Consider the following 21,351-nt stretch of genomic DNA (forward strand, 5'->3'; position numbering starts at 1 on the left):
ATCACCATAGAGATAAGTTATACTCAGGATCAATTTTGTATTTTAATTTTTAGGTGACTTGTGGAACGCTGGTTAGAGTTTATGGGGAATCACCCCTTCTTATTTGGTACGCTCGGCGTGTTAATCGTGTTGTTCTTTATTTTGGAAGGACAACGCAATGGTCGTAAAATTTCACCACAATCACTCGGTATCTTGGTTAAGGCAAAAAATGCTATCTTGATCGACTTACGTGATGGAAAAGATTTCCGTGATGGTCACATTAGCGGTAGCCGTAACATTCCATATAGCCAGATCACCAGTCATGTTGATGAATTAAAAGCAAGTGATCGTCCATTGGTCTTCATTTGTAACTTAGGGCAAGTTGCAGGCTCAGCACTACAAAAAGTAGGTCATGCTGACAGCTACCGTTTAGACGGTGGTATTAGCAACTGGAAAGCGCAAGGCTTACCTTTAGTTAAAAGCAAAACCAAAGCTTAAGGAGAGATAACATGACAACGCCAAACGTCACCATCTATTCAACCCTTTCTTGCCCGTACTGTGTGCGTGCAAAACAATTACTTGAGCGTAAAGGTGTTGCTTTTAAAGAAATTAATCTTTCCAATGAAGCGCCAGAAGTTCGTATTGAATTGATGCAACGTACCAATCACCGTACAGTGCCACAAATTTTTATTAAAGATCAGTTTATCGGTGGTTTTGATCAACTTTATGCTTTAGAGCGTGAAGGTAAACTCGACCAATTATTAGCTTAACAACACATCCGAGATTTAAGGAAAAACAATGAGCGAAGAACAAGTTCAACCACAACTCGCGTTAGAACGTATTTATACCAAAGACATCTCTTTTGAAGTTCCTGGTGCACAAGTATTTACTAAACAATGGCAACCAGAACTCAACATCAATTTATCTTCTGCTGCAGAAAAAATTGATCCAACACACTATGAAGTGTCTTTGAAAGTTGTGGTTCAAGCGAACAACGAAAATGAAACTGCGTTCATCGTTGATGTCACTCAATCAGGTATCTTCTTGGTTGATGGTGTAGAAGAAGATCGTCTTCCATACATCTTAGGTGCATACTGCCCAAATATCCTGTTCCCGTTCTTGCGTGAAGCAGTCAATGATCTAGTAACAAAGGGTAGCTTCCCTCAATTGTTACTTACACCGATTAACTTCGATGCTGAATTCGAAGCAAACATGCAACGCCTTCAAGCGGATGCTGATGCACAAGGTCAAGCATAAGACTTTTGTGAATGAATCAAAAAAACCACAGCACTTGCTGTGGTTTTTTTATAATAATAAGAAGCATGCGATGAGTAAAACGAGAATAAAACATGACCACAGCGCTCTATCCACTTTGCCAACAGGTCTTTCCTGAGCTGACACAAATTCCATATCCCCTTCATCCACACGAGTTTCATCAATTTATCAATTGGGCCAATACCCTGCACTCAAACATCCAGTATGTAGAATTAAAAGAATATTATGACAATGGCTCGGACCAGTGTTATCAACTGCAACAAACCCAAATCGATATTGAGCAGCTGAATAATCGTATTGAAAGTGAAGTCGAACAGCTTTTCGCTGAATATGCTGATGTAACACAGGATGAGCAGAACGGGATTGATTTTGCCGAGCATATCTACGCGATTTTATTTGACCATCTTTATGCGGTTGCGGAACAACATGATTTAGCGCTATTACTGATATCGAATGAAAATCCTTACTGGATGCTGGTTCCGGATCAGTCCGAACAGATTAAACAACTTATTGAAGCATTTAATAGCACATTTTCTGATGTGGACCTTTATCACTATGTCTAAGTCAGGAACGAGTTACTCTACAATGGTTCTAAAAGTCAGATTAATCCGTGCTGCATTGACTTTTTTGGTGGGCGGCAAGCGGTGTAACCAGTAAGTTTGCGTGGTATCTTTCATGACCAATAAACTGCCATGCTCTAAATACAGTTCTACTTTTTCTTTGCTTTGTTTATGTTTGAATGCAAATTTCCGTTCTGCGCCAAAGCTTAAAGAAGCAATTGCACCATCTTTTTTCAGATCCGTTTCAGCATCACTATGCCATGCCATCCCTTCATCACCACTATGATAAAGATTAAGCAAGCAGGAATTAAAAGTCTCTCCTGTCAGCCGCTCAGTTAATTGTTTTAACTCCAGCAACTCCGTTGTCCACGGCAAGGCATATTTATTCATATTGGAATAGGTATATTCAAAGCGCCGATCACCATACCACGCCACTTTACGTTTAGTGGTTAATAGCTTGCCAAAGATTAAGGCCTGATCATTTTCCCAGGCAATCGTCTGCATCAACTGCTCAAAATAATGATCTGCGGCAGCGCCATGCACGATTTTGCCGTAGTAGTGTACCGTGCCATCATAAGGCAAATGATTCTGTTCTGGATCAGCTTCAATATCAAATAGTTGCATCTTTCCACTTCTTATAGGCTGACTTCATACAATGTCCACAAGGCCGATAACCTTGTGCAATTGCCTCCTGCTCATCGACAAAAAATACCCGATTACGTTTTAGCATGCGCTTACCAGAGCCACAGGTCAATCTGCCATAGATTTTAAGCTGAGCATTGCCTGCAAACAGAAGCTCGTGCTGTTTCAATTTCTGATGTAATTCGCTAGATTCTAATTCACGATGTCGCCACATCAACCTAACTCACAGCATCATGGAAAATAATACCGAGGCTATAACGCTCACCTTGCAGGATCGGACTGACGCCATGCTTGATATTGACCCGATAATAGCCCTGACTGCCTTTTTCTGGCTTAAACTGTGTGGTGAAAATCAGTACATCGCCTTGCTGTGGCTGTATAACGACCGCCTTGGACTGTGCCCGTGGATTTTGTTGGGTTAATACAAATTCACCCCTACTAAAATCCCTGTTCGGCTGGCTCAGTACAATCACCAATTGCAGTGGAAAATAGACGTCTCCATATAAATCCTGATGCAAGGTATTAAATCCACCTTGCCCATATTTCAGGATCAATGGCGTTGCCAGCATTTGTCCATGCTGTTGGCATTGTTGTAAAAATTCGGGATGCGAAGGTGGAAATGTTCGCTCTATCTTCAGAACCCGAAACCATGCATTAGCAATCGGCGCCAAACGTGGATAAATCTCATGGCGTATCCGCTCAATCAAATTTGGCAATGGATAATTAAAGTATTTATATTCGCCCAGACCAAAACGATAACGCCGCATTTCAACGGTTTTACGATAAAGTTCAGCGTGTGAATACAATTGCTGTAATTGTTCACATTGTTGTGGCGAAAGCACCTGCCTGATCAGGGCAAAACCCTGCTGATGCATCTGCTCTGTGATTCTGTCCCAATCGGCTGACTGGATCTGTTCAATCACCGTCTGGATCTGCTCTTGTTCAGATTGCGGCATGGCTTTGCACACCTTCCCAACCAATGATCGCTGTTTTCCGCACGCTGCCCCATTCATAACCACCAAACAGGCCACTCGACTGAATCACCCGATGACAAGGAATCAAAAATGCCACTGGGTTACTACCAATCGCGGTGCCTACCGCACGCGCCGCTTTGGGATGTTCAATGGCTCTGGCAAGTTCACCATAGGTCGCAAGTTGTCCCATCGGAATTTTCAGCAGACTTTGCCACACCTTGAGCTGAAATTCGGTGCCTTTCAAATGTAGTTTAATCTCAGCCAGTTGCTGCGGGTCTTTCTGAAATAAAGCCAAGGCACTCTGTTGAAAATTATCTACTTGTTCAATAAACATGGCTTGAGGAAATTGCGCATTTAACTGGGCGAAAGCCTCCGCCCGATCATCGACAAAACTTAATGCACAGATCCCTTTATGCGTAGATGCAATCAGCACTTCACCGAATAAGGTATCTGCAAACTGATAATGAATCGTCAGACTCTGCCCACCATTTTTATATTCAGCAGGGGTCATGCCTTCAATCTGAATAAATAAATCATGCAAACGGCTGGTGCTAGACAATCCTGTTGCAAAGGTGGCATCAAAAATACTGCCCTGCTCTTGCTTCAAAATCTGTTTGGCATATTCGACACTAATATACTGTAAAAACTTTTTAGGACTGGTGCCCACCCAATCGGTAAATAAACGCTGAAAATGGGCAGGACTTAAATGTATATGCGCTGCCACCTCATCCAGCTGGGGTTGCTGCTGAAAATTCTGCTGAATATAAGTAATTGCCTGTGCAATCCGGTCATAATTACGTTGCTGTGAGAACATATCCATCACCTCTCATCCTTCATATCTTCACTGTAGCAACTTTAAATTTTTATGAAAATCTGAATCATGCTCAGTTTATGTTTTGCGATGCTTTTCTGAGATCCCAATAAAAAAGCTGCACTCTCTGGAGTACAGCTTCAGCTTTACAATCCGATCATCCATCTCTTAATGGGTATAATATTTATGTCCCTGATCACGCAACTCAGCGATCTTTTTGCCCTGCTTTTTCGCTTCATCCAGTTTACCAGCCTGTACCAGTAATTTGGCTTTATCAATTTCCCCAACAATCTGGTCAAATAGCGCTGGTGAAGCAGGTACTTTATCCTGTGTATTGGCAGCCAGATGATATTGTTTTGAGTGTACCGCAGCAGTACGCATATTATTTAACGCTGCAGTGGCAGCCTGCGAGTTATCAGCTTGGTTAAACGCTTTGTAATTCTTGCCTAGCGTTTTCATATCATCTTCTAAACCTGCTGCACTCGCATTATGACTCAATGCGAAAGCAGACAACATGACAACGGTGGCTAAAGTTTTTTTAATCATTAGGATATCCTATCAAAAACTGTGGCTATGCTTTATTTCCAGCGGCAAGACACCTTGTATCCTGAAGCCAGCATACAAAGAAAATTGCTGATTTAGCATACATAAAAAATGCAACGAAATCGTTGCATTTTGATAAAAAAGATCACGTTTAACGTTTATAAGCGACGGCGTAAAGCATCCGCAATTGACTCAACCAGTTGCTGTGAAATCTCTTGTTTCGACGCTTTTTCCAGTTCACGTTTTTTCATATGATAAGACTGGGCAAAGAACACGGTCATGGCATTTTGATCTGAAGCGAAACCGATATCTGGACGTGAGACATCATTACACGCAATCATATCCAGTTTCTTCGCCACCAATTTTCCTGCGGCGTATTCTTCAACGTTTTGGGTTTCAGCGGCAAAGCCAACCATAAACGGACGCTCTTCCTGCTGCGCAATCGTTGCCACAATATCTGGGTTTTTCACTAATGCGACCGCAAGTTCATCACCTGCTTTTTTAATCTTATGCTCAGCCACTTGTGCCACGCGATAATCTGCCACTGCTGCCGTTGCAATAAAGATGTCACAGCCTTCTTTCAGCTGATTCATACTGACATCCAGCATTTGCATGGCAGAGCTGACATTAATACGTTGCACACCATTCGGTGTATCCAAACTGACAGGCCCAGCCACCAGCGTAACTTTCGCACCTGCGGCATAACATGCTGCTGCCAAAGCGAAGCCCATTTTGCCCGTACTGTGGTTAGAAATATAACGGACTGGATCAATCGCTTCACGCGTTGGGCCAGCGGTAATCGTGACTCGCTTGCCTGCCAATAAACCAAACTTTTCAGCAAGCGCGCGTTGTGCCTTATGGAAATAAGCCGCAACTTGACGAGCCAAGTCCTCAGGTTCAGGCATCCGCCCTAGACCAACATCGCCACAAGCCTGCTCACCTGCATCAGGCATAATTACATGGACGCCATCTTCTACCAACGTTTGCAAATTACGTTGCGTCGCTTTCGCCGCCCACATTTGCTGATTCATCGCGGGTGCAACCCAGACAGGGGCTTTGGTTGCCAAATATAACGTACTGAGCAAATCATCTGCCAAACCATTGGCAAATTTTGCAATCGTGTCACAACTGGCAGGTGCAACTAAAACCAGATCGGCCCAACGCGCCAATTCGATGTGCCCCATTCCCGCTTCCGCTTCAGGATCAAGTAATTCGGTATGTACGGGATTTCCAGACAATGCCTGAAAAGTTAAAGGGGTAATAAATGCTTGTGCGCCATGTGTCATGACCACGCGGACATCAAAACCAAAGTCTTTTAAACGGCGTACCAAGATGGCACTTTTATAGGCAGCAATACCACCTGTAACCGCTAATATAATGTTTTTATGGGGAATAACACTTAGATCGAAGCTCACAAACAGGATACCTTACTGTTGCAGTGGCGCTCACAATAGCATTAAATAAGTTCATACCCAAGTGGGACGATAAAGATTTCAATGGATCAAACGACAGAAAATATCATTGGGATCCTAAACAGTTAAGAGAAAATGTGACGATTTATTTTTGCTTATAAAAATAATAAAGGCAATAAAATCAATGGGGAATATACAGGTGAATCAATCCATCAAAACATGGCCCGAGCAAGAACGCCCTCGGGAACGCTTATTATCACAAGGCGCACAGAGCCTATCTGATGCGGAACTGCTAGCAATTTTTCTCCGTTCTGGTTCAAAACAGCATTCTGCTGTCGAACTTGCCCGCATTCTGATTCAACATTTTGGCGGCCTTAATTTGATCTTTGATGCCAATCTTGAGGACCTATCACAATTTAATGGCATTGCTTCGACCAAATATGCCCAGCTCATGGCAGTAAAAGAACTGGGACGGCGCTACCTCAACAATCATTTTCATCAGCAACGACTATGTCTGGACACGTCTACTCTCGTACTCGACTATTTACGTTATGAGCTGCTGGGCGAAAAACAGGAAGTCTTTGCGGTGCTGTGTCTAGATGCAGAACTACGGAAATTGCACTTTAAAAAACTATTTTTCGGCTCGCATCATTCCTGTAGTGTTTCCCTCAACCAGACCTTACGTTATGCATTACAACAGCAAGCCTGCCAGATCGTAGTTGCGCATAATCATCCCTATGGCATTGCCCAACCGTCAACAGAAGATATTTATCTGACCCAGCAACTGAAACAGGCCTGTAAACTACTGGAAATACAGCTGATCGATCACTTTATTATTTCACCCGAAGGACATTTTTCATTTTCTGAACAACAACTACTCAACCCTACTAAAATCAAGCAATCTGGTCTTGACAAAGCTTGAATCTGGCATGAACATCAACACATAAAATTAATGATTCATATAACATGATTGTCCGTGACCAGCCGAGTATTTTTAAAGTTTTATTCTCATGGCGAGGGACGATTTTACCCAAAATTTTACCTTCTCTCGGCTTCGTAATGCTCATCTCCGCCATTATTGGTGGTGTTGAATATGTGGGCCTTTATCGCTTCCCTGAAATTCCACTGGTTGGCTTCACCCTGATTGGTGTCGTGCTGTCTATTTTTCTTGGATTCAAGAATACCGCCTGTTATGACCGCTGGTGGGAAGCCCGTAAACTCTGGGGCGTTTTGATCGCCACGGCTCGACATTTTGACCGTGACTGTCGTGTCCTCACACAAGCACGTCGAGAACGTATCGTTCAGAATGTGATTATCTTTGCCAATGTCCTGCGTGACCGCTTACGTCATCAAACAGCGAATCCAACCGAACTTACTGAAACCAGTGGCTTAAGTCAGCAAGCTTTGACCCAGCTTTACCAACAGCACAATGCTCCGCAATACACTCTAAGCCTGATTCAATGGGAACTGTTGCAAGCCATGAAAGAAGGTGAAATCTCGGATATTATTTATACCCAGATGAACCGTCACGTGGCGGCTTTAAGTGAAATGCAAACGGGTTGTGACCGTATTGCCAACACACCGATTCCATTTGCCTATTCTGTTTTGCTGAATCGTACCGTGTACTTCTTTTGCTTTATGTTGCCTTTCAGCTTAGGTTCTTTATTGGGTCTGGCTACCCCGTTACTGGTTGGGATTCTGGCCTATACCTTTCTCGGTTTAGATGCACTCAGTACTGAAATTGAAGAACCGTTTGGCACACAAAGTAACGATCTACCACTGGATGCCATGGTGCGTTCAATTGAAATCGAATTACTGGGAACTCTAGGTCGCCCAACGCCACCACCAATTCAGGCACAAGATCACAACTTGCTCTAATTGCCATTTCCCTCAGCAAACGTTGAGGGAAATGATTCATCTATCAAATAAACTGTGATGTCACCAGTGCTTTAAAACGTTCTGTAAATTGTCCATTCCAATAAGGATAATAAGGATACGGCGGATAAACCGCACTGGCCTGATTCAACTGCGTGATCTGTTCAGCCGACAGTTGAATATCTTTTGCTTTTAGATTTTCTTGCAATTGCGTTTGATTACGGGCACCAATCAAGACACTTGCAACCGTCGGACGTTGTAACAACCAGTTCAGCGCAATTTGAGGAATGGAATAACCTGTTTCCTGTGCAATCTGTTTTAAGGCATCAATGACCCGATAAAGATGTTCCTCATTCACTGGAGGCGCGAACTGGGCTGTATCGTGCAAACGACTCTCGGCTGGAATTGGATTTTCGCGATCAAACTTACCGGTTAAGCGTCCCCACCCCAAAGGACTCCACACCACCGCACCCATCTGTTGATCATCATTTAAAGGCATCAACTCCCACTCATAATCGCGCCCTATCAAAGAATAGTAAACCTGATTGACCACAAATTTTTCATACCCATATTGCTCCGCAATGGCTTGTGCCTTCATCAATTGCCAGCCCGCAAAATTAGATACGCCGATGTAACGGACTTTACCGCTTCGGACCAGTTCATCCAATGTTTTCATCAATTGATGCAAAGAAGTAAAGCTATCAAACTGGTGCAATTGCAATACATCAATATAATCGGTTCCCAATCGTGTCAGAGACTGCTCTACAGCAGAGAGTAAATAGTCCCGACTAAATCCCGCAGCGTTCAAATGATCCGAGCTACGAATACCAACTTTAGTGGAAATAATCGCTTGTTGTCTTTTCGCAGCTAAAGCCTTGCCAAGCATCCGTTCAGACTCTCCATCCGAATAAACATCCGCGGTGTCAAAGTAATTAATCCCCGCATCCAGACCCGCCTGAATCATTTGGTTGGCTTCCGTTTGGCTAGCCTGTCCCCAAGCAGAAAAAATTTGTCCCTGTCCGCCTAAAGTGCCAGCACCAAATCCCAATTCCGAGACTTTTAAACCTGAGTTTCCTAGAAAATGATATTTCATGATTTTCTCTCCAATACATGATTGCTTAGAGACAAAATAGCGCTATGGATTTATTTAAAAAACCACGATAATCAGGAAATACTTTTCTGGTTTTATGGATAATGAATACAGAAGATTTTCAATTTTTTATTCGGGTGGCAGACTTAGGCTCAATCAGCAAAGCCGCACAGGATGCCAATATTTCGGTTTCAGTCGCCAGCCAGAAGTTGCAACGTCTGGAACAACAGCTACAACTGCGTTTATTTCATCGCACCACCCGTAAGCTGACCTTAACAGAAGAAGGCCGCACGCTACTGATGCGTGGGCGCGGCTGGATGGCTGATTTTGTCAATTTACATGAGTCGTTAAAAGTCAAAGATCATAGGCTTTCAGGGACATTGCGCATAACCGCATCCGCCATTTTTGGTACCAAGGTTTTAATGCCCCTAATTGCTAAGTTCTCCAAATTACATCCTGAGCTAAAGATCCATCTCGATCTCAATGATCAAAACATCGATTTAATTCAACAAGGTATGGATCTTGCGATTCGTATTGGACAATTAAAAAGCTCTAGTTTGATTGCCAGAAAATTAGCTTCCAATCCACGGTTATTGTGCACCTCACCCGCCTACTTGCAACAATATGGGATTCCAGAACGCTTATCTGATCTCAAATCTCATCGCTGTATTTTGCAACAGCATGCCAATGGTCTAACCAACCAGTGGTATTTTCTAAATAAAGCAGGTGAAACTGAACAGATCCGCGTAGAGAGTTACTTTAGTACTAATTCGGGTGAAGCCATTCGACAAGCCGCTTTACACGGTTTAGGCATTTCCAATCATTCGTTCTGGCATGTTGCAGAAGATTTAGACACAGGCAAACTGGTACAGATCTTGCCAGATTATCCAGTCGAGGCCACTGCAATTTATGCAGTCTTTCCACATCGAGAATTACTACCGCCTAAGGTGCAATGCTTTTTAGATTATTTATCAGATTATTTCCTGCATCATGATCACTGGCGGTCTGAAAATTGAGTTTCTTCAAAGCCCCGCAAAACCATAAAACATCCATTGAATGCCCCATAACAGCAAAAGCATCAGAAAAAAGAAAATAATCAGGTAAAGTTCTAATTTTTTCATAGACCTGTTTATCTAAAACGTTCCCAAATTCCGCTCTGGCCTTCATTGACCCGTGGCGTTTGCCCCAGTTTGATCCACGGCATATTGTCCCCATGAAAATCGCTGCCAATTGAAACTGCCAGATCAAATTGTTGAATCATCCGATCGACCATTTGTCGGGTTGAAGCAGGTTCTATACTCGGCGGTAACTCAACGGCATCCCCCCCAGATTCAGCGAACAGTTCGATCAGGTAACGAATATTGGTCGCTGACAGATCATAGCGTGTAGGATGAGCCAGAACAGCCAAACCGCCACTGGCATGAATAATCTCGATGGTTTCTTTCAGTCCCACGCCTTCAAATTTGACAAAGGCTTTCTTGCCCTCTTTCAGGAAACGATCAAATGCCTGCTGCGGACGACTAACAATTTCCTTTTCAACTAAAGTCTTGGCAATATGGGTTCGGGTGACCCGATCTGCATAACCATCAACTTTGGCAACGACATCAGGATAAATATCAAAATTGATACATTTTTCCAGTAACTGACAAATCACTTTTGCCCGTTCCGCACGGATCTTCTTCTGATTTTCCAGCATCGCCTTGATAGGTGCTTCATCTTGCATATTTAAAGCCACGATATGCACGCCATAGCTTTTTTTTGTATTCGGTCTCGACCACTGGCTAGAAACTTCTACACCAGAAATAATTTGAATATCATGGTCTTGTGCATAATTCTGTGCACGTTCCAGCCCATCCATGGTGTCATGATCAGTCACAGCCAGTATCTGTATTTTTAAGTCAACAGCAGCCTGTACCAGTTGCTCAGGAGAGAACGTACCGTCGGAAATGAGAGTATGTGTATGTAAATCGACACCGAACATGGTTTGTATTATGCTATCTGACCTATTTCATCATCGTACTGTAACATGAAAGCGTTGCTCGACTATCTTCCGATTATTATCTTCTTTTATTTTTATAAAACCACCGATCCTAAAGATAGTCACCATCCTTTGTTGCAGTTGGTGGGCAGCGCAGGAAATACCGACCAGAACCATATCCTTGTTGCGACCTGTGCCCTGCTGATCTCGACACTTGTCGTCTATGGTTGCCTGTTCTTTTTCCAGAAATTTAAACTGGAAAAAATGCAGTGGTTTATCGTGGTCATGTCGGTTATTTTTGGTGGAATTACGCTGATTTTTAGCGATGTCACCTATATCAAAATGAAGGCCATTATTATCAATATCGGGATTGGTCTCGGCTTTTTGGTGACACCTTTATTTAATAAAGAACGCATGCCAATTATCCAGAAATTGTTAGGTTCACTGTTAGAACTCAGTCCAAGAGGCTGGATCAAATTGAACTGGGCTTGGTGTGGTCAATTCTTTTTGCTTGCTGCTTTGCATTTCTTCTTTGGTTTTGTCTATATGCAAGGAAAATATTGGGGCGAATTCACTGCTTTTGGCGATATTATCGTTTCTATCAGTTACCTTGCTGCTATACTATTTTTCTTACGAAAACATTTCAAAACCACTGAATAGATTTTAAATCATCGAGCTACTGCCATGCCATATTTTGTGCTGACCTGTACTGATCGCGAAGGTACTCTGGAAAAACGTTTAGCCACCCGTCCGCAACATATTGAACGACTACAAAAGTTAGATGATGAAGGCCGTTTAATTGCTGCTGGTGCGCATCCTAAAGATCCCAATGATCCACAGGCAGGCTTTTTTGGCAGTACCATGATTGTTGAATTTGATAGTCGCGAAGCACTGGATGCGTGGATTCAGGAAGAGCCATTTTTAAAAGAAGGGATCTACTCAGATATTGAAGTTAGACCTTTCAACAAAGCTTTTCCAAAAGGGTAAATCATGCACATTGCAGTCAAAAGCTTTTTCGTTTTAAGTTTACTCAGTTCTACTGCATGGGCGGTAGAACCTGCAACACCAACTGCTGCCCCAACAGCAGTTGCTCCAGCGACTCAAGCAAAAACCACCACAACGACGCCAACCAATACCGTCGCGACTGCGGCTAAACCGCTTACAGCAGAACAGATTGTTAAAGCCAAACAACAGCAAGATGCAAAAGTTAAAGCCATGATTCAGGATCAGGCTAGCCGTTTAAAGCAACTTGAACATGCCAATCTTGAAGCGCTCGCGCAGAATCAGGAATTACAGTTAAAAAATGATAATTTAACGGTTCAGGTTCAGGTGTTACAAAGCGAACGTAGTGCACAAATGTTTTTATACGGCGCAATGACAATTGCTGTCGGTGTTATTCTCGGTTTCTTTATTGCAAGTTATGTTTACACTAAACGTCGTCGTCAGTGGTAAAACATACACCTTTATTTATGTCTCTCTCATCAAAACTACAAACAGCTGATTTAGACTGGGAACTCGTCGATGGTATTGAAGTTCCCATTTCTAAACAATTCGGCGATGTCTATTTTTCCAAAGATAACGGCTTACTTGAAACACGCCATGTGTTTTTAAATGGCAATGATTTAACTAAACGTCTTTCCCAATTACATGATTATCAGTATTTCTGTGTGGGTGAAACAGGTTTTGGCACAGGGTTGAATATTTTGACCTTATGGCAACTCTGGCAACAGGTTCGTCCAGATAACCATAGCCATCTGCATGCCATCAGTGTAGAAAAGTTTCCGCTCAGCAAAGCCGATCTGATTCGTGCACTGAATGTCTGGCCTGAACTTCAACCACTTGCAGAACAGCTCATTAAGCAATATCCCCTGCCAATCGCTGGCTGTCATCGTCTCAGTTTTCCAGAGCAACGCTTTAGTATTGATTTATGGCTTGGTGATGCTCAGGATATTTTCCCCGTTATTCCCAAAACACAAGCGGTCAATGCATGGTTTCTTGATGGCTTCGCTCCGTCTTGTAACCCGGATATGTGGCAAGAGAATGTGCTGAATCACATTGTACGTTTGTCTGAGTTTGGAACCACCTTCGCATCCTTTAGCGTGGCAGGAGTACTGAAACGCGGGCTTAAACAACATGGTATCCAGATTAGCCGTCCGCGTGGTTTTGGTCATAAACGGGAAATGCTCAAAGCGATCTGGCAGGATACTGTAGCACCTGAAACAGGCTCAATGGCTTCAGAACAGAACGATGCAACCTCGCAACCTGAAACGAAAACAACGATAGAGAATACTGCACCACGCCAAATTGCGATTATTGGCGCTGGAATTGCAGGTTTAAGCTCAGCATGGGCATTTGCTCAGCGTGGGCATCAAGTCACCGTATACGAGCAAAATGAGCCCCTTTCAGGTGCATCTGGCAATCCGCTGGCACTGCTCAATCCCAAACTTTGCCCGATTGATCAGGCATCCGAACATCTGATGACCTTGAGTTGGCAACATGCGCTAAACTTTTATACACGCTTTAATGCATTTAGGCCAATTCAGGTCCAACAATTGGCGTTGAAAAATGCGGATGAATTACTGGCTTTAGCAACGCAGTATCCTGAAGGTGTCTTATCAGCACAATTAGAGCAGCAACAATTCCCGAAGACAAACTTGCCGAGTTTGACGCTACATCATGCAGGTGCAGTTTCTCCACACCAATTACGCGATGAAATTTTACAACATCCGAATATCACGATAAAAACAGCCAGAATTTCCCGCCTAAATTCGCTCGAAACACAAACTGAACTTTGGCAAGATCAACAACGAATTGCCACGGCAGATCATGTTATCGTCTGTTGCGCTAAACAAAGTGCTGAACTCTTTGAAAACTATCCCGTATTAAAGCCCATTCGGGGGCAAGTCAGCTGGGTCAAGAATAGCCAGCAGCCTTTGGCACTGGATCAAGCTTATAGTTATGGCGGCTATTGCATGCAACTGGATGCTTCACAGTTAATTCTCGGCGCATCTTTTTATCCCAATCGGAATGATGCAGACGTGCTAACTGAAGACCATGTGCATAACTACGAACTTATCCACAGTGTCTTTCCTGAATATGCACAACAGTTGCCTGCTGTAGAGAATTGGCAAGGTCGAGCCTCTGTCCGTGCGCAGAGTCTGGACTACTTTCCTTTGGTCGGCAAAGTCCACAACCATGAGCAAAACTATAGCTTTGCAGGTTTAGGGTCGAAAGGTTTCTTGTTTGCGCCACTGTGTAGTGAAATCTTGGCAGCATTGATCTTAGGTGAGCTTTGTCCAGTGCCACAGCAGTTACTGGATAAATTGAATCCGCAGCGCTTCCAGAAGAAAGTGAAAGCTAAAAAACCGTATTATTCAGGTTAAGTGTTTGGACTTTTGAATCCTTATTATTTTTGAATTAGCCAAAATACCCAAGTATTTTGGCTAATTCTTTGAGTGTTTTAAGCGCCTTGTTCCAAAGCTAAGCCTGCATCACGCGCTGCGCGTGTGCCACCCATCAATACAACATACTCACGAGAACTATCAATACCGTCTAAAAGCTCTGCTGCACGCGGTGCTTTACTACCGCCACCACACAGAATGTAAATCGGTTGATCCGCTGCCACTTGAGTCAAACTATCCGCAGTTAATTCAGCAATTGGACGATTCACCGCCCCTTTGACATGAGCCTCTGTATACGCTTTGGTATCTCGGACATCCCAGATGACTGCGCCTTCTGGGAACTCAAATGTTGTAATTTCTTGTTTACGGATCATTGTGCACTCCTTTGATGTAAACAACACTTGGCAAATGAAGAAAACCCCCTTAGCATCTCAAATATTCTTTCCCTTTGTAAAGGTCTAACTATGCCTTCTTTTGATATTGTTTCTGAATTAGAGTTATTTGAAGTCAATCATGCGGTACAAAACACGCAAAAAGAAATTGCTACACGTTTTGACTTCCGTGGGCAAGATGTTTCAATTGAGCTAAATGAAAAAAATAAAGAAATCAAAATCTCAACTGAAAGTGATTTCCAATGTGAACAAGTCTATACCATGCTGGAAAACCATTTCTATAAACGCAAAGTCGACGTTCAAGCCCTCGATCCACAAAAAGCAACTGCTTCAGGTAAAAATGTCGTGCAAGTGATCAAGCTCAAAGATGGACTTGACTCAGATACCGCAAAAAAAATTAATAAAGCCATTAAAGAAAGTGGCATCAAGGCGCAATCTTCTATCCAAGGAGACAAAATCCGTGTCACGGACAAAAAGCGCGATACTTTGCAACAAGTGATGAACTTTTTACGTGAACAACAATTTGGTCTGCCACTCCAATTTAATAACTTCAAAGATTAATTAATAGGTTCACCATGGCAAAAGATAACCGTCTTTATAAGCTGGTTAAAACCACCTCTAAATTTCCGAAAGGCATTCGTAGCACGCTCTGGAGCAAAGCTTTTGGTCGTGTTGTTCCCATGGTTGGAACTGCGAATATCCGTTATTTAGAAGTGGATAAAGACCACGTGACTGTTCGTATTGAAAACCAGCGCAATATGCAAAACCATATTAAAGGGGTTCATGCCGCTGCGATGGCATTACTTGCGGAAACTGCGACTGGTTTTTTAACAGGTTTACATGTTCCAGATGATCGTATCTTGTTGATCAAATCACTCCATGTAGACTATTTAAAAGTTGCCCAAGGTGGTTTAACTGCGACAGCAAGCTTATCAACTGATCAGCAAAAGTTTATTGCTGAGAATGAAAAAGGCGAGTTATTGATTCCTGTGAATGTTATTGATGATTCAGGCAATGAACCGATCCAGTGCCAAATGCTGTGGGCCTGGTTGCCGAAACGCAAAAAATAGTTCTGAATCAAACAATAAAGCCCAAATGATTTGGGCTTTATTTTTAGGTTTTGACTTAAATAAATTTTTCGATCACGCTCATCAACTGCTTGAGATATTCAGCGTCAATCTCATCAAACTGATTTAATTCATCACTATCAATATCTAGCACGCCAACACATTCACCATTTTTCATGATGGGTAACACAATTTCCGATTTAGAGTCAGAGCTACAGGCAATATGCCCAGGAAACTGATCCACATCAGGCACCACGATCACTTGCTGTTGTTGCCATGCTGAACCACAAACACCACGACCTTTGGCAATACGGGTACAGGCAATTGGACCCTGAAATGGGCCTAATACCAGCTCATTCCCTTTCACCAGATAGAAGCCAATCCAGAACCAACCGAATTGCTGTTTAAGTGCGGCACAGATATTGGCCAGATTGGCGATCACATCCGACTCATCCTCAACAATGGCCTGAATCTGTGGAAGGATACTTTGATATTGCTCAACTTTATGGCCATGTTGTAAAACCAGTTCTTCAGCCATCTGTATATTCTCGATTAAAAAAGTAGTGTTAAAACATCAATCTGTTCTGATAAATGTAGACCTTAAAAAGGCTTACTTAAGCTGACTGTGAGGCTAAAAAGGACTGTTTAATTTCATCTGTAATTAAACGTTTATTGCCATTTACATCCACCGCCACAAAAGTAAAGACCCCTTCTGTGATACGCACAGGTTCACGTGAATCGTCGTGGCTATTCCACACTTCAATTTGAACCTGTACCGAGCTGCTACCTACTTTCAGAATTTTGGTATAACAACTAATCACATTCCCCACCTTTACAGGAACAAGGAAAGTCATTTGATTAATGGCTATCGTGGCGCAACGACCTTTACTAAAACGTTCAACATGAATCGCTCCAGCTAAATCCATCTGAGAAACAATCCAACCTCCAAAAACATCACCGCTCCAGTTAGTATCGGCTGGCATGGCAATGTTTTGTAGAGATAAAATCCCCTCTGGATGCTTTGGGCGTTCGCTCATGTTAATTTCCTTGATGTTGCTGTAATTGCTGGTCTAACCACTGCTGTAATTCAGGCGCACGTAATGCACCGCTAATTCTCGCCACTTCTGTGGTTTTATTCATAAGAACCAAGGTTGGGATACTACGGACATTAAATGCTGCACTTAAACGAGGATTTGCTTCAGTATCAATTTTTGCAAAAACCACATAAGGATTTTGCTTTGCGACCTGAGCAAAATGTGGTGCCATCATTTTACATGGACCACACCATTCCGCCCATAGGTCAATCAGCACAGGTAAATCACTATTGCTAATGAAATTGCTAAAGTTTTGTTCATTTAACTCAATAGGTTCTAATGGCAATAAGGCTTTATGACATTGACCACAGTTAGGATGAACTGCCAATTTTTCTTCAGGTACACGGTTTTTTGCACCACATGATGCACAGACAATAATCATTTACATCACTCCGATATGTTGATGTAAAAATTCTAATTGGGTTGTGACTGCTTTTTCAAACCAAGAATCGTGATAAATATCGAAATGCTTCATTTCCCATTCATGATAGCTCACAAATGGCGCAATATTGGTGGCAGCTTCACGACTGGATGCAATTGGAATCAAGCTGTCATATTTCGCAGCAATAAATAAAACAGGGATATTAATCTTACGTACAAACTGGATCGGCCGATAACGCATTAAATTAAAAAATACGCGTGCAGGAACTTCACCACTCCAGTAATAATCAGGATTTACAATCGAATGATAACCGTAATAACTATCTGAAGTGGGTAAGAAACAAAGCTTATATTGATCGACTACTGGTAAGGTTTTAGGTGCCATTCCCATCTTGGAGCCCATATAGTCCTGACTAGAACATTTTAATGCTTCAGGATAACGTTGTAGCGGATACAACTTTGCCGTCTCCGCTCCATCCACATACGGCACTTGCACCATCACTGCCTGAATATTTTTAAGATCGGTTGCCAAACTAAGGGCATAACCACCACTGAGTGAAGTGCCCCATAAAATAATTCGGCGGCTATCAATCGACTTACAGTTTGAGGCATATTGAACAATGCTTTTCCAGTCATCCAATTGTGCACTCAAAGACACTAGCTCTCGTGGTTTTCCTGTACTTCCGCCCCAATAACGATAGTCGAATAAAATCACGGCATAGCCTGCATGGGCAAACCGCTGCGCATACTGAACCAGTTTAAACTGACGCAATCCAGCAAAACCATGTGCCATGACAATCACAGCAGGCTTGATATTGGTTTTGGGAAGATAGAAATCAGCAGCGATCGTTTCATCACCACTAGGAACATACAACGGTTCAACTGTATAAGTATGCATGCGCGCTCCATTGCGTATCTTATTCGTTATCATCGTTTATTTAATATAGACATTTAAACCCAAGATCGAGCTTAATGCTATGATAGAGCATAAAATGTTTTGTTTGTTTTTGGAGTGACAAGATGTCAGAAAATATAGGTTTTGCAGGTCAAATCGGCCCAGAGCATGTAGGCCAAGTTGTCGAAAAAGGTTTTAAGTCGATTATTAATAATCGTCCAGATATGGAAGGTGGACCTGATCAACCGACCAGCGCACAAATCGAAGAATCTGCACGCAGCGCAGGTTTAGATTACGTTTATCAGCCTGTCGTGGCGGGTCAGATTACTGAACTTGATGTCCGTACTTTTGCAAATCATTATAACGAATTGCCAAAACCTATTTTAATGTTCTGCCGTACAGGTAACCGTTCGAATAATTTATATCAGTTAGCAAAACAAATGGACTTGCTGGACGATTAAATTCATTACATTTAATTACCTGATCAAAATAGTTAAATGCTGTTATTTATAAGAAGATGGTTCTTTTTCATCAGATGAAGAACCATGCCAAAACTAGCTATTATCCTATTATGTGTTTTCGCCATCTCGGCTTGTAGCTCAATGCAAGTTCGTCCGACTGCCTCAGTCAGTGTAGGGACAGGGCTATAAAAAACAGCACCGAAGTGCTGTTTTTTATAGGAAACATTTTCGTTTATTTATAAGTAGCAAAAACTGTTGAAACTTTACCATCAGGAGCCGCTACTGAGATTTTAAAGGTATCTCCTTTAGCACATTCTTTCAAACGATAGCCATAAAAAGCTTGTGTACTATTTTTAAAACTTGTCGGTGTTAAAAGATTAAATACATTGGCTACAGGTGAGCTACCTTGTACTAATTCAGCGGTACAAGATAAATTATTATCTTTGGTATTATCTTCTGGTGTAACACTTATCGTAGAACCTGTAGGCATAGGAACACCTTGCATACTATTTCCATATAAACTGAAAGATAATAGATCACCACTTGCATTAATATTGGTAAATGTTGCTGTATTTTCTGAAAATGCAAATATTAATTGCTGACGTAGAATGGCATCTAAATTATCGTCACAAGTATCAGCAATATTCGGCTGACTGATGGTTGAAGATGCACATACAGTCTTGTTGCCTACAATTTTTCGATTGTAAAGAAACTCTCCAATACCATAGTCATTATCGTATTGATTATTTTCATTATCATCGCGGAAGAAGCTACCAATATTGCTAAGAAGCTTATCTACACCTTTCGTGTAAAGATTATCACCATCTAAATCAGTAAAGCTCTTATCCCCTTCAACATACGCCAGAACAGTAACACGATTATCTAAAGGTCGTGGGTCTTGAACAGATAAAGTAACTGCACAACGACCAGCGTTAGTCGAACAGTTAGGCGTCACTACACCGCCTTCGCTAATAAAACTCACAACGGTTCCATTAGGTACAGGATTACCCGTACGGTCTCTTAACATGACATTAATCGTTGCGCTATCACCATCAACCCTATTTTGTAAGGCATTTTTACTTACAGATAAACTGAAGCCATCTTGAGTTGCGCGTCCAGTGGATACAGAAACATTTTTAGACAACGCTGAAACAGCACTGTTAGAAACTAAGGTTGCTTTGATTTCAACAGGCCCCGGTTTGTCTCCTGGATATAAAGTTACGATAACCTTACCATTTGGGTCACTTTTCACAGTTTTAGGATTTTGATTACCTAAGGAGATAAAACTTAAATCTTCTGGAGCACGAACCAATTCAATATTTACATCTTTATTTGCAGCAGGCGTACCATTCGCATATAAAGTAAATTCAATTTGGCCTGATGCAGCAGTACCGCTACTTCTGATACCCAAAGTCACTGGACTTGATGTTGTATATTTTAAAGAATTGGCTTCAATGGCAGCGATATTCACAGTAACTTTGGATTCAGGAATATTTGAACCAGATGCAAGAATCGTTTGCTCACCTTCACACAACTTCCCATCAGCCCCAATTGCTTTATAAGATGTTGTTACATCCCCTTGATTCGAAGACACAACACTTGCTGGTTCAAAGGTACCGCAAGTAGCATTGAAGCTGACAGTAACGTTGTTTTGGTTTACCTTGGTACTTGAATCTTGTGTCTTTAAAGTAATATTGGTTGATGCACCGGACTCTAATTGAGTTGTGGCAGCAGTCATCCCAACTAAAACAATATTTGCAGCTTGGAGTACAAAACTATAAGGACTGGTTGTTGCAGATGTACCATTATAATTCGCCGTCGCAGAAATTTGATACGCACCTGTGGCATTTAAATCTTGTGGTTTTACAGAGATACTAGCTTCACCTTCTGCATTCGTCAGGACAGCACCATTGGTCGTACCCAAAGTCACGCCTTCCCCACCAAACGTAACGATCGCGCCACTAATTCCCTTTCCTGAGGAATCAGTCACTTTGACTTTAGCGGTGACACCTGCTGCAGTAATTGAATTTGTAGCCGTATTATTGGCATCATATAACGTAATATTTGTAATATTTACTGCTGTAACTGGTGTTTGGCCATTTCCACCTGAAGAGTTATTATCATTTGAACCATAATAACCACCTCCGCCTCCACCACAACTTGCTAACAAAACAGAGACAGCAATCGCCGACAACTTTAAAGTAAGTTGTTTTTTATTCATGATCATTCCTTTTTATCCCCGATCAAATCCCCAAATGGAATTAGACTTTTCATTATAAAAATATGCCTAATGTAACCATAATACGGTTTTTATGTAAATATAGTTTATCTTCAAGTAAAGATTATTAAAGTGAAACGAATCAAACTATTCTTAGAAATCGAGATTTTTGTTGAAACTTTTAACAAATAAAATAACGAGAAAAATTTAATCGTTAGATGAAAAGTAATTTTAAATTTATAGAGAATGATATCTAGAAAATTTCCACAACATAATAAATATATAATAAAAAACACCCCCTCT

General features: G+C 41.9%; 28 protein-coding genes. 14 read left to right on the forward strand and 14 right to left on the reverse strand.

The window, feature by feature from the left end; translation table 11 throughout:
* Positions 1–60: 60 nt before the first annotated feature.
* From AWW72_RS08240 to AWW72_RS08255, 4 genes are all read left to right on the forward strand, one after another.
* Positions 61–477, forward strand: coding sequence for a rhodanese-like domain-containing protein (locus tag AWW72_RS08240; protein ID WP_004655885.1), 417 nt, complete (start codon positions 61–63; stop codon positions 475–477).
* Between the two features lie 11 nt (positions 478–488).
* The gene (gene grxC / locus AWW72_RS08245) at positions 489–749 is read left to right on the forward strand and encodes a glutaredoxin 3 (protein ID WP_004774456.1); all 261 of its coding nucleotides are present in this window, start codon (positions 489–491) and stop codon (positions 747–749) included.
* Between the two features lie 28 nt (positions 750–777).
* Positions 778–1,236, forward strand: a complete 459-nt coding sequence (secB, locus tag AWW72_RS08250; RefSeq protein ID WP_004655889.1) for a protein-export chaperone SecB — start codon at positions 778–780, stop codon at positions 1,234–1,236.
* A 92-nt stretch (positions 1,237–1,328) separates the two neighbouring features.
* Positions 1,329–1,817 carry a hypothetical protein gene (locus AWW72_RS08255; RefSeq protein WP_062847032.1) on the forward strand — a complete coding sequence of 163 codons (489 nt, stop codon included), beginning with the start codon at positions 1,329–1,331 and terminating at the stop codon, positions 1,815–1,817.
* Between the two features lie 12 nt (positions 1,818–1,829).
* Here AWW72_RS08255 and AWW72_RS08260 read toward each other — a convergent pair whose 3' ends face one another.
* The 6 genes from AWW72_RS08260 to coaBC all read right to left on the reverse strand — a co-directional run bounded on the left by AWW72_RS08260 (position 1,830) and on the right by coaBC (position 6,199).
* A complete protein-coding gene (locus AWW72_RS08260; protein ID WP_062847033.1) occupies positions 1,830–2,438 on the reverse strand; it encodes an alpha-ketoglutarate-dependent dioxygenase AlkB family protein in 609 nt (202 codons plus the stop codon).
* The gene (locus tag AWW72_RS08265; RefSeq protein ID WP_062847034.1) at positions 2,425–2,670 is read right to left on the reverse strand and encodes an Ada metal-binding domain-containing protein; all 246 of its coding nucleotides are present in this window, start codon (positions 2,668–2,670) and stop codon (positions 2,425–2,427) included. Before AWW72_RS08265 ends, AWW72_RS08260 begins: the two co-directional genes overlap by 14 nt.
* 4 nt (positions 2,671–2,674) lie before the next feature.
* Entirely contained in the window at positions 2,675–3,412 is a 738-nt protein-coding gene (locus AWW72_RS08270; RefSeq protein WP_062847035.1) for a 2OG-Fe(II) oxygenase, read from the reverse strand.
* On the reverse strand, positions 3,399–4,244 hold the full coding sequence (locus AWW72_RS08275) for a methylated-DNA--[protein]-cysteine S-methyltransferase (RefSeq protein ID WP_005255244.1): 846 nt from the start codon (positions 4,242–4,244) through the stop codon (positions 3,399–3,401). Before AWW72_RS08275 ends, AWW72_RS08270 begins: the two co-directional genes overlap by 14 nt.
* 165 nt (positions 4,245–4,409) lie before the next feature.
* Entirely contained in the window at positions 4,410–4,787 is a 378-nt protein-coding gene (locus AWW72_RS08280) for a cytochrome b562 (protein WP_047431588.1), read from the reverse strand.
* A gap of 155 nt (positions 4,788–4,942) precedes the next feature.
* A complete protein-coding gene (gene coaBC, locus AWW72_RS08285; protein ID WP_004774447.1) occupies positions 4,943–6,199 on the reverse strand; it encodes a bifunctional phosphopantothenoylcysteine decarboxylase/phosphopantothenate--cysteine ligase CoaBC in 1,257 nt (418 codons plus the stop codon).
* Between the two features lie 181 nt (positions 6,200–6,380).
* On the opposite strand from coaBC, the gene radC reads away from it, so the two are divergent.
* Together radC and AWW72_RS08295 are read left to right on the forward strand one after the other, a co-directional pair.
* Positions 6,381–7,118: a RadC family protein gene (gene radC / locus AWW72_RS08290; protein WP_062847036.1), complete on the forward strand. Its 738-nt coding sequence runs from the start codon at positions 6,381–6,383 to the stop codon at positions 7,116–7,118.
* A gap of 44 nt (positions 7,119–7,162) precedes the next feature.
* On the forward strand, positions 7,163–8,074 hold the full coding sequence (locus AWW72_RS08295; RefSeq protein ID WP_004774445.1) for a bestrophin family protein: 912 nt from the start codon (positions 7,163–7,165) through the stop codon (positions 8,072–8,074).
* 43 nt (positions 8,075–8,117) lie between these two features.
* Here AWW72_RS08295 and AWW72_RS08300 read toward each other — a convergent pair whose 3' ends face one another.
* A complete protein-coding gene (locus AWW72_RS08300) occupies positions 8,118–9,164 on the reverse strand; it encodes an aldo/keto reductase (protein WP_062847037.1) in 1,047 nt (348 codons plus the stop codon).
* Between the two features lie 101 nt (positions 9,165–9,265).
* On the opposite strand from AWW72_RS08300, the gene AWW72_RS08305 reads away from it, so the two are divergent.
* Complete coding sequence (locus AWW72_RS08305; RefSeq protein WP_062847038.1) at positions 9,266–10,177, forward strand: LysR family transcriptional regulator; 912 nt, start codon at positions 9,266–9,268, stop codon at positions 10,175–10,177.
* 113 nt (positions 10,178–10,290) lie between these two features.
* Here the strand turns inward: AWW72_RS08305 and AWW72_RS08310 are convergent, their stop codons facing one another.
* Positions 10,291–11,142 carry a PHP domain-containing protein gene (locus AWW72_RS08310; RefSeq protein ID WP_004774437.1) on the reverse strand — a complete coding sequence of 284 codons (852 nt, stop codon included), beginning with the start codon at positions 11,140–11,142 and terminating at the stop codon, positions 10,291–10,293.
* Positions 11,143–11,187: 45 nt separating this feature from the next.
* On the opposite strand from AWW72_RS08310, the gene AWW72_RS08315 reads away from it, so the two are divergent.
* Genes AWW72_RS08315 through mnmC form a run of 4 tightly spaced genes read left to right on the forward strand, consistent with a single transcriptional unit; the run spans position 11,188 to position 14,522 of the window.
* Positions 11,188–11,799 (forward strand): septation protein IspZ, encoded by a 612-nt coding sequence (locus AWW72_RS08315; protein WP_004774436.1) that lies wholly within the window; start codon positions 11,188–11,190, stop codon positions 11,797–11,799.
* A 24-nt stretch (positions 11,800–11,823) separates the two neighbouring features.
* Positions 11,824–12,126, forward strand: a complete 303-nt coding sequence (locus AWW72_RS08320) for a YciI family protein (protein WP_004774435.1) — start codon at positions 11,824–11,826, stop codon at positions 12,124–12,126.
* Positions 12,127–12,129: 3 nt separating this feature from the next.
* Entirely contained in the window at positions 12,130–12,591 is a 462-nt protein-coding gene (locus AWW72_RS08325) for an SH3 domain-containing protein (RefSeq protein WP_005255252.1), read from the forward strand.
* Positions 12,592–12,608: 17 nt separating this feature from the next.
* Entirely contained in the window at positions 12,609–14,522 is a 1,914-nt protein-coding gene (gene mnmC, locus AWW72_RS08330; RefSeq protein ID WP_062847039.1) for a bifunctional tRNA (5-methylaminomethyl-2-thiouridine)(34)-methyltransferase MnmC2/FAD-dependent 5-carboxymethylaminomethyl-2-thiouridine(34) oxidoreductase MnmC1, read from the forward strand.
* Positions 14,523–14,599: 77 nt separating this feature from the next.
* Here the strand turns inward: mnmC and AWW72_RS08335 are convergent, their stop codons facing one another.
* Positions 14,600–14,914: a rhodanese-like domain-containing protein gene (locus AWW72_RS08335; RefSeq protein ID WP_004774429.1), complete on the reverse strand. Its 315-nt coding sequence runs from the start codon at positions 14,912–14,914 to the stop codon at positions 14,600–14,602.
* 90 nt (positions 14,915–15,004) lie between these two features.
* On the opposite strand from AWW72_RS08335, the gene AWW72_RS08340 reads away from it, so the two are divergent.
* Together AWW72_RS08340 and AWW72_RS08345 are read left to right on the forward strand one after the other, a co-directional pair.
* The gene (locus AWW72_RS08340) at positions 15,005–15,493 is read left to right on the forward strand and encodes a YajQ family cyclic di-GMP-binding protein (protein WP_004774427.1); all 489 of its coding nucleotides are present in this window, start codon (positions 15,005–15,007) and stop codon (positions 15,491–15,493) included.
* Between the two features lie 14 nt (positions 15,494–15,507).
* Positions 15,508–16,002 (forward strand): DUF4442 domain-containing protein, encoded by a 495-nt coding sequence (locus tag AWW72_RS08345; protein ID WP_004774425.1) that lies wholly within the window; start codon positions 15,508–15,510, stop codon positions 16,000–16,002.
* A 55-nt stretch (positions 16,003–16,057) separates the two neighbouring features.
* Here AWW72_RS08345 and msrC read toward each other — a convergent pair whose 3' ends face one another.
* The 4 genes from msrC to AWW72_RS08365 all read right to left on the reverse strand — a co-directional run bounded on the left by msrC (position 16,058) and on the right by AWW72_RS08365 (position 18,372).
* Positions 16,058–16,537: a free L-methionine (R)-S-oxide reductase MsrC gene (gene msrC / locus AWW72_RS08350; RefSeq protein ID WP_047431564.1), complete on the reverse strand. Its 480-nt coding sequence runs from the start codon at positions 16,535–16,537 to the stop codon at positions 16,058–16,060.
* A 76-nt stretch (positions 16,538–16,613) separates the two neighbouring features.
* Positions 16,614–17,036 carry an acyl-CoA thioesterase gene (locus AWW72_RS08355; protein ID WP_004774422.1) on the reverse strand — a complete coding sequence of 141 codons (423 nt, stop codon included), beginning with the start codon at positions 17,034–17,036 and terminating at the stop codon, positions 16,614–16,616.
* Between the two features lies 1 nt (position 17,037).
* On the reverse strand, positions 17,038–17,475 hold the full coding sequence (trxC, locus tag AWW72_RS08360; RefSeq protein WP_005255257.1) for a thioredoxin TrxC: 438 nt from the start codon (positions 17,473–17,475) through the stop codon (positions 17,038–17,040).
* Positions 17,476–18,372 carry an alpha/beta hydrolase gene (locus tag AWW72_RS08365; protein WP_062847040.1) on the reverse strand — a complete coding sequence of 299 codons (897 nt, stop codon included), beginning with the start codon at positions 18,370–18,372 and terminating at the stop codon, positions 17,476–17,478.
* 122 nt (positions 18,373–18,494) lie between these two features.
* Here AWW72_RS08365 and AWW72_RS08370 point away from each other — a divergent pair, with 122 nt between their 5' ends.
* On the forward strand, positions 18,495–18,830 hold the full coding sequence (locus AWW72_RS08370; RefSeq protein WP_004774417.1) for a protein tyrosine phosphatase family protein: 336 nt from the start codon (positions 18,495–18,497) through the stop codon (positions 18,828–18,830).
* A gap of 232 nt (positions 18,831–19,062) precedes the next feature.
* Here the strand turns inward: AWW72_RS08370 and AWW72_RS08375 are convergent, their stop codons facing one another.
* Positions 19,063–21,051, reverse strand: coding sequence for an Ig-like domain-containing protein (locus AWW72_RS08375; RefSeq protein ID WP_047431555.1), 1,989 nt, complete (start codon positions 21,049–21,051; stop codon positions 19,063–19,065).
* Between the last annotated feature and the right edge of the window lie 300 nt (positions 21,052–21,351).

Origin of the sequence: Acinetobacter sp. NRRL B-65365 (genome assembly GCF_001605865.1) — a bacterium.
Taxonomy (GTDB): Bacteria; Pseudomonadota; Gammaproteobacteria; order Pseudomonadales; family Moraxellaceae; genus Acinetobacter; species Acinetobacter vivianii.

Excerpts from the sequence above, each read along its gene's own strand:
- grxC (WP_004774456.1), top strand. The coding sequence starts at position 489 with ATGACAACGCCAAACGTCACCATCTATTCAACCCTTTCTTGCCCGTAC.
- secB (WP_004655889.1), top strand. The coding sequence starts at position 778 with ATGAGCGAAGAACAAGTTCAACCACAACTCGCGTTAGAACGTATTTAT.
- AWW72_RS08255 (WP_062847032.1), top strand. The coding sequence starts at position 1,329 with ATGACCACAGCGCTCTATCCACTTTGCCAACAGGTCTTTCCTGAGCTG.
- AWW72_RS08260 (WP_062847033.1), bottom strand. The coding sequence starts at position 2,438 with ATGCAACTATTTGATATTGAAGCTGATCCAGAACAGAATCATTTGCCT.
- AWW72_RS08265 (WP_062847034.1), bottom strand. The coding sequence starts at position 2,670 with ATGTGGCGACATCGTGAATTAGAATCTAGCGAATTACATCAGAAATTG.
- AWW72_RS08270 (WP_062847035.1), bottom strand. The coding sequence starts at position 3,412 with ATGCCGCAATCTGAACAAGAGCAGATCCAGACGGTGATTGAACAGATC.
- AWW72_RS08275 (WP_005255244.1), bottom strand. The coding sequence starts at position 4,244 with ATGTTCTCACAGCAACGTAATTATGACCGGATTGCACAGGCAATTACT.
- AWW72_RS08280 (WP_047431588.1), bottom strand. The coding sequence starts at position 4,787 with ATGATTAAAAAAACTTTAGCCACCGTTGTCATGTTGTCTGCTTTCGCA.
- radC (WP_062847036.1), top strand. The coding sequence starts at position 6,381 with ATGGGGAATATACAGGTGAATCAATCCATCAAAACATGGCCCGAGCAA.
- AWW72_RS08295 (WP_004774445.1), top strand. The coding sequence starts at position 7,163 with ATGATTGTCCGTGACCAGCCGAGTATTTTTAAAGTTTTATTCTCATGG.
- AWW72_RS08300 (WP_062847037.1), bottom strand. The coding sequence starts at position 9,164 with ATGAAATATCATTTTCTAGGAAACTCAGGTTTAAAAGTCTCGGAATTG.
- AWW72_RS08305 (WP_062847038.1), top strand. The coding sequence starts at position 9,266 with ATGAATACAGAAGATTTTCAATTTTTTATTCGGGTGGCAGACTTAGGC.
- AWW72_RS08310 (WP_004774437.1), bottom strand. The coding sequence starts at position 11,142 with ATGTTCGGTGTCGATTTACATACACATACTCTCATTTCCGACGGTACG.
- AWW72_RS08315 (WP_004774436.1), top strand. The coding sequence starts at position 11,188 with ATGAAAGCGTTGCTCGACTATCTTCCGATTATTATCTTCTTTTATTTT.
- AWW72_RS08320 (WP_004774435.1), top strand. The coding sequence starts at position 11,824 with ATGCCATATTTTGTGCTGACCTGTACTGATCGCGAAGGTACTCTGGAA.
- AWW72_RS08325 (WP_005255252.1), top strand. The coding sequence starts at position 12,130 with ATGCACATTGCAGTCAAAAGCTTTTTCGTTTTAAGTTTACTCAGTTCT.
- mnmC (WP_062847039.1), top strand. The coding sequence starts at position 12,609 with ATGTCTCTCTCATCAAAACTACAAACAGCTGATTTAGACTGGGAACTC.
- AWW72_RS08335 (WP_004774429.1), bottom strand. The coding sequence starts at position 14,914 with ATGATCCGTAAACAAGAAATTACAACATTTGAGTTCCCAGAAGGCGCA.
- AWW72_RS08340 (WP_004774427.1), top strand. The coding sequence starts at position 15,005 with ATGCCTTCTTTTGATATTGTTTCTGAATTAGAGTTATTTGAAGTCAAT.
- AWW72_RS08345 (WP_004774425.1), top strand. The coding sequence starts at position 15,508 with ATGGCAAAAGATAACCGTCTTTATAAGCTGGTTAAAACCACCTCTAAA.
- msrC (WP_047431564.1), bottom strand. The coding sequence starts at position 16,537 with ATGGCTGAAGAACTGGTTTTACAACATGGCCATAAAGTTGAGCAATAT.
- AWW72_RS08355 (WP_004774422.1), bottom strand. The coding sequence starts at position 17,036 with ATGAGCGAACGCCCAAAGCATCCAGAGGGGATTTTATCTCTACAAAAC.
- trxC (WP_005255257.1), bottom strand. The coding sequence starts at position 17,475 with ATGATTATTGTCTGTGCATCATGTGGTGCAAAAAACCGTGTACCTGAA.
- AWW72_RS08365 (WP_062847040.1), bottom strand. The coding sequence starts at position 18,372 with ATGCATACTTATACAGTTGAACCGTTGTATGTTCCTAGTGGTGATGAA.
- AWW72_RS08370 (WP_004774417.1), top strand. The coding sequence starts at position 18,495 with ATGTCAGAAAATATAGGTTTTGCAGGTCAAATCGGCCCAGAGCATGTA.
- AWW72_RS08375 (WP_047431555.1), bottom strand. The coding sequence starts at position 21,051 with ATGAATAAAAAACAACTTACTTTAAAGTTGTCGGCGATTGCTGTCTCT.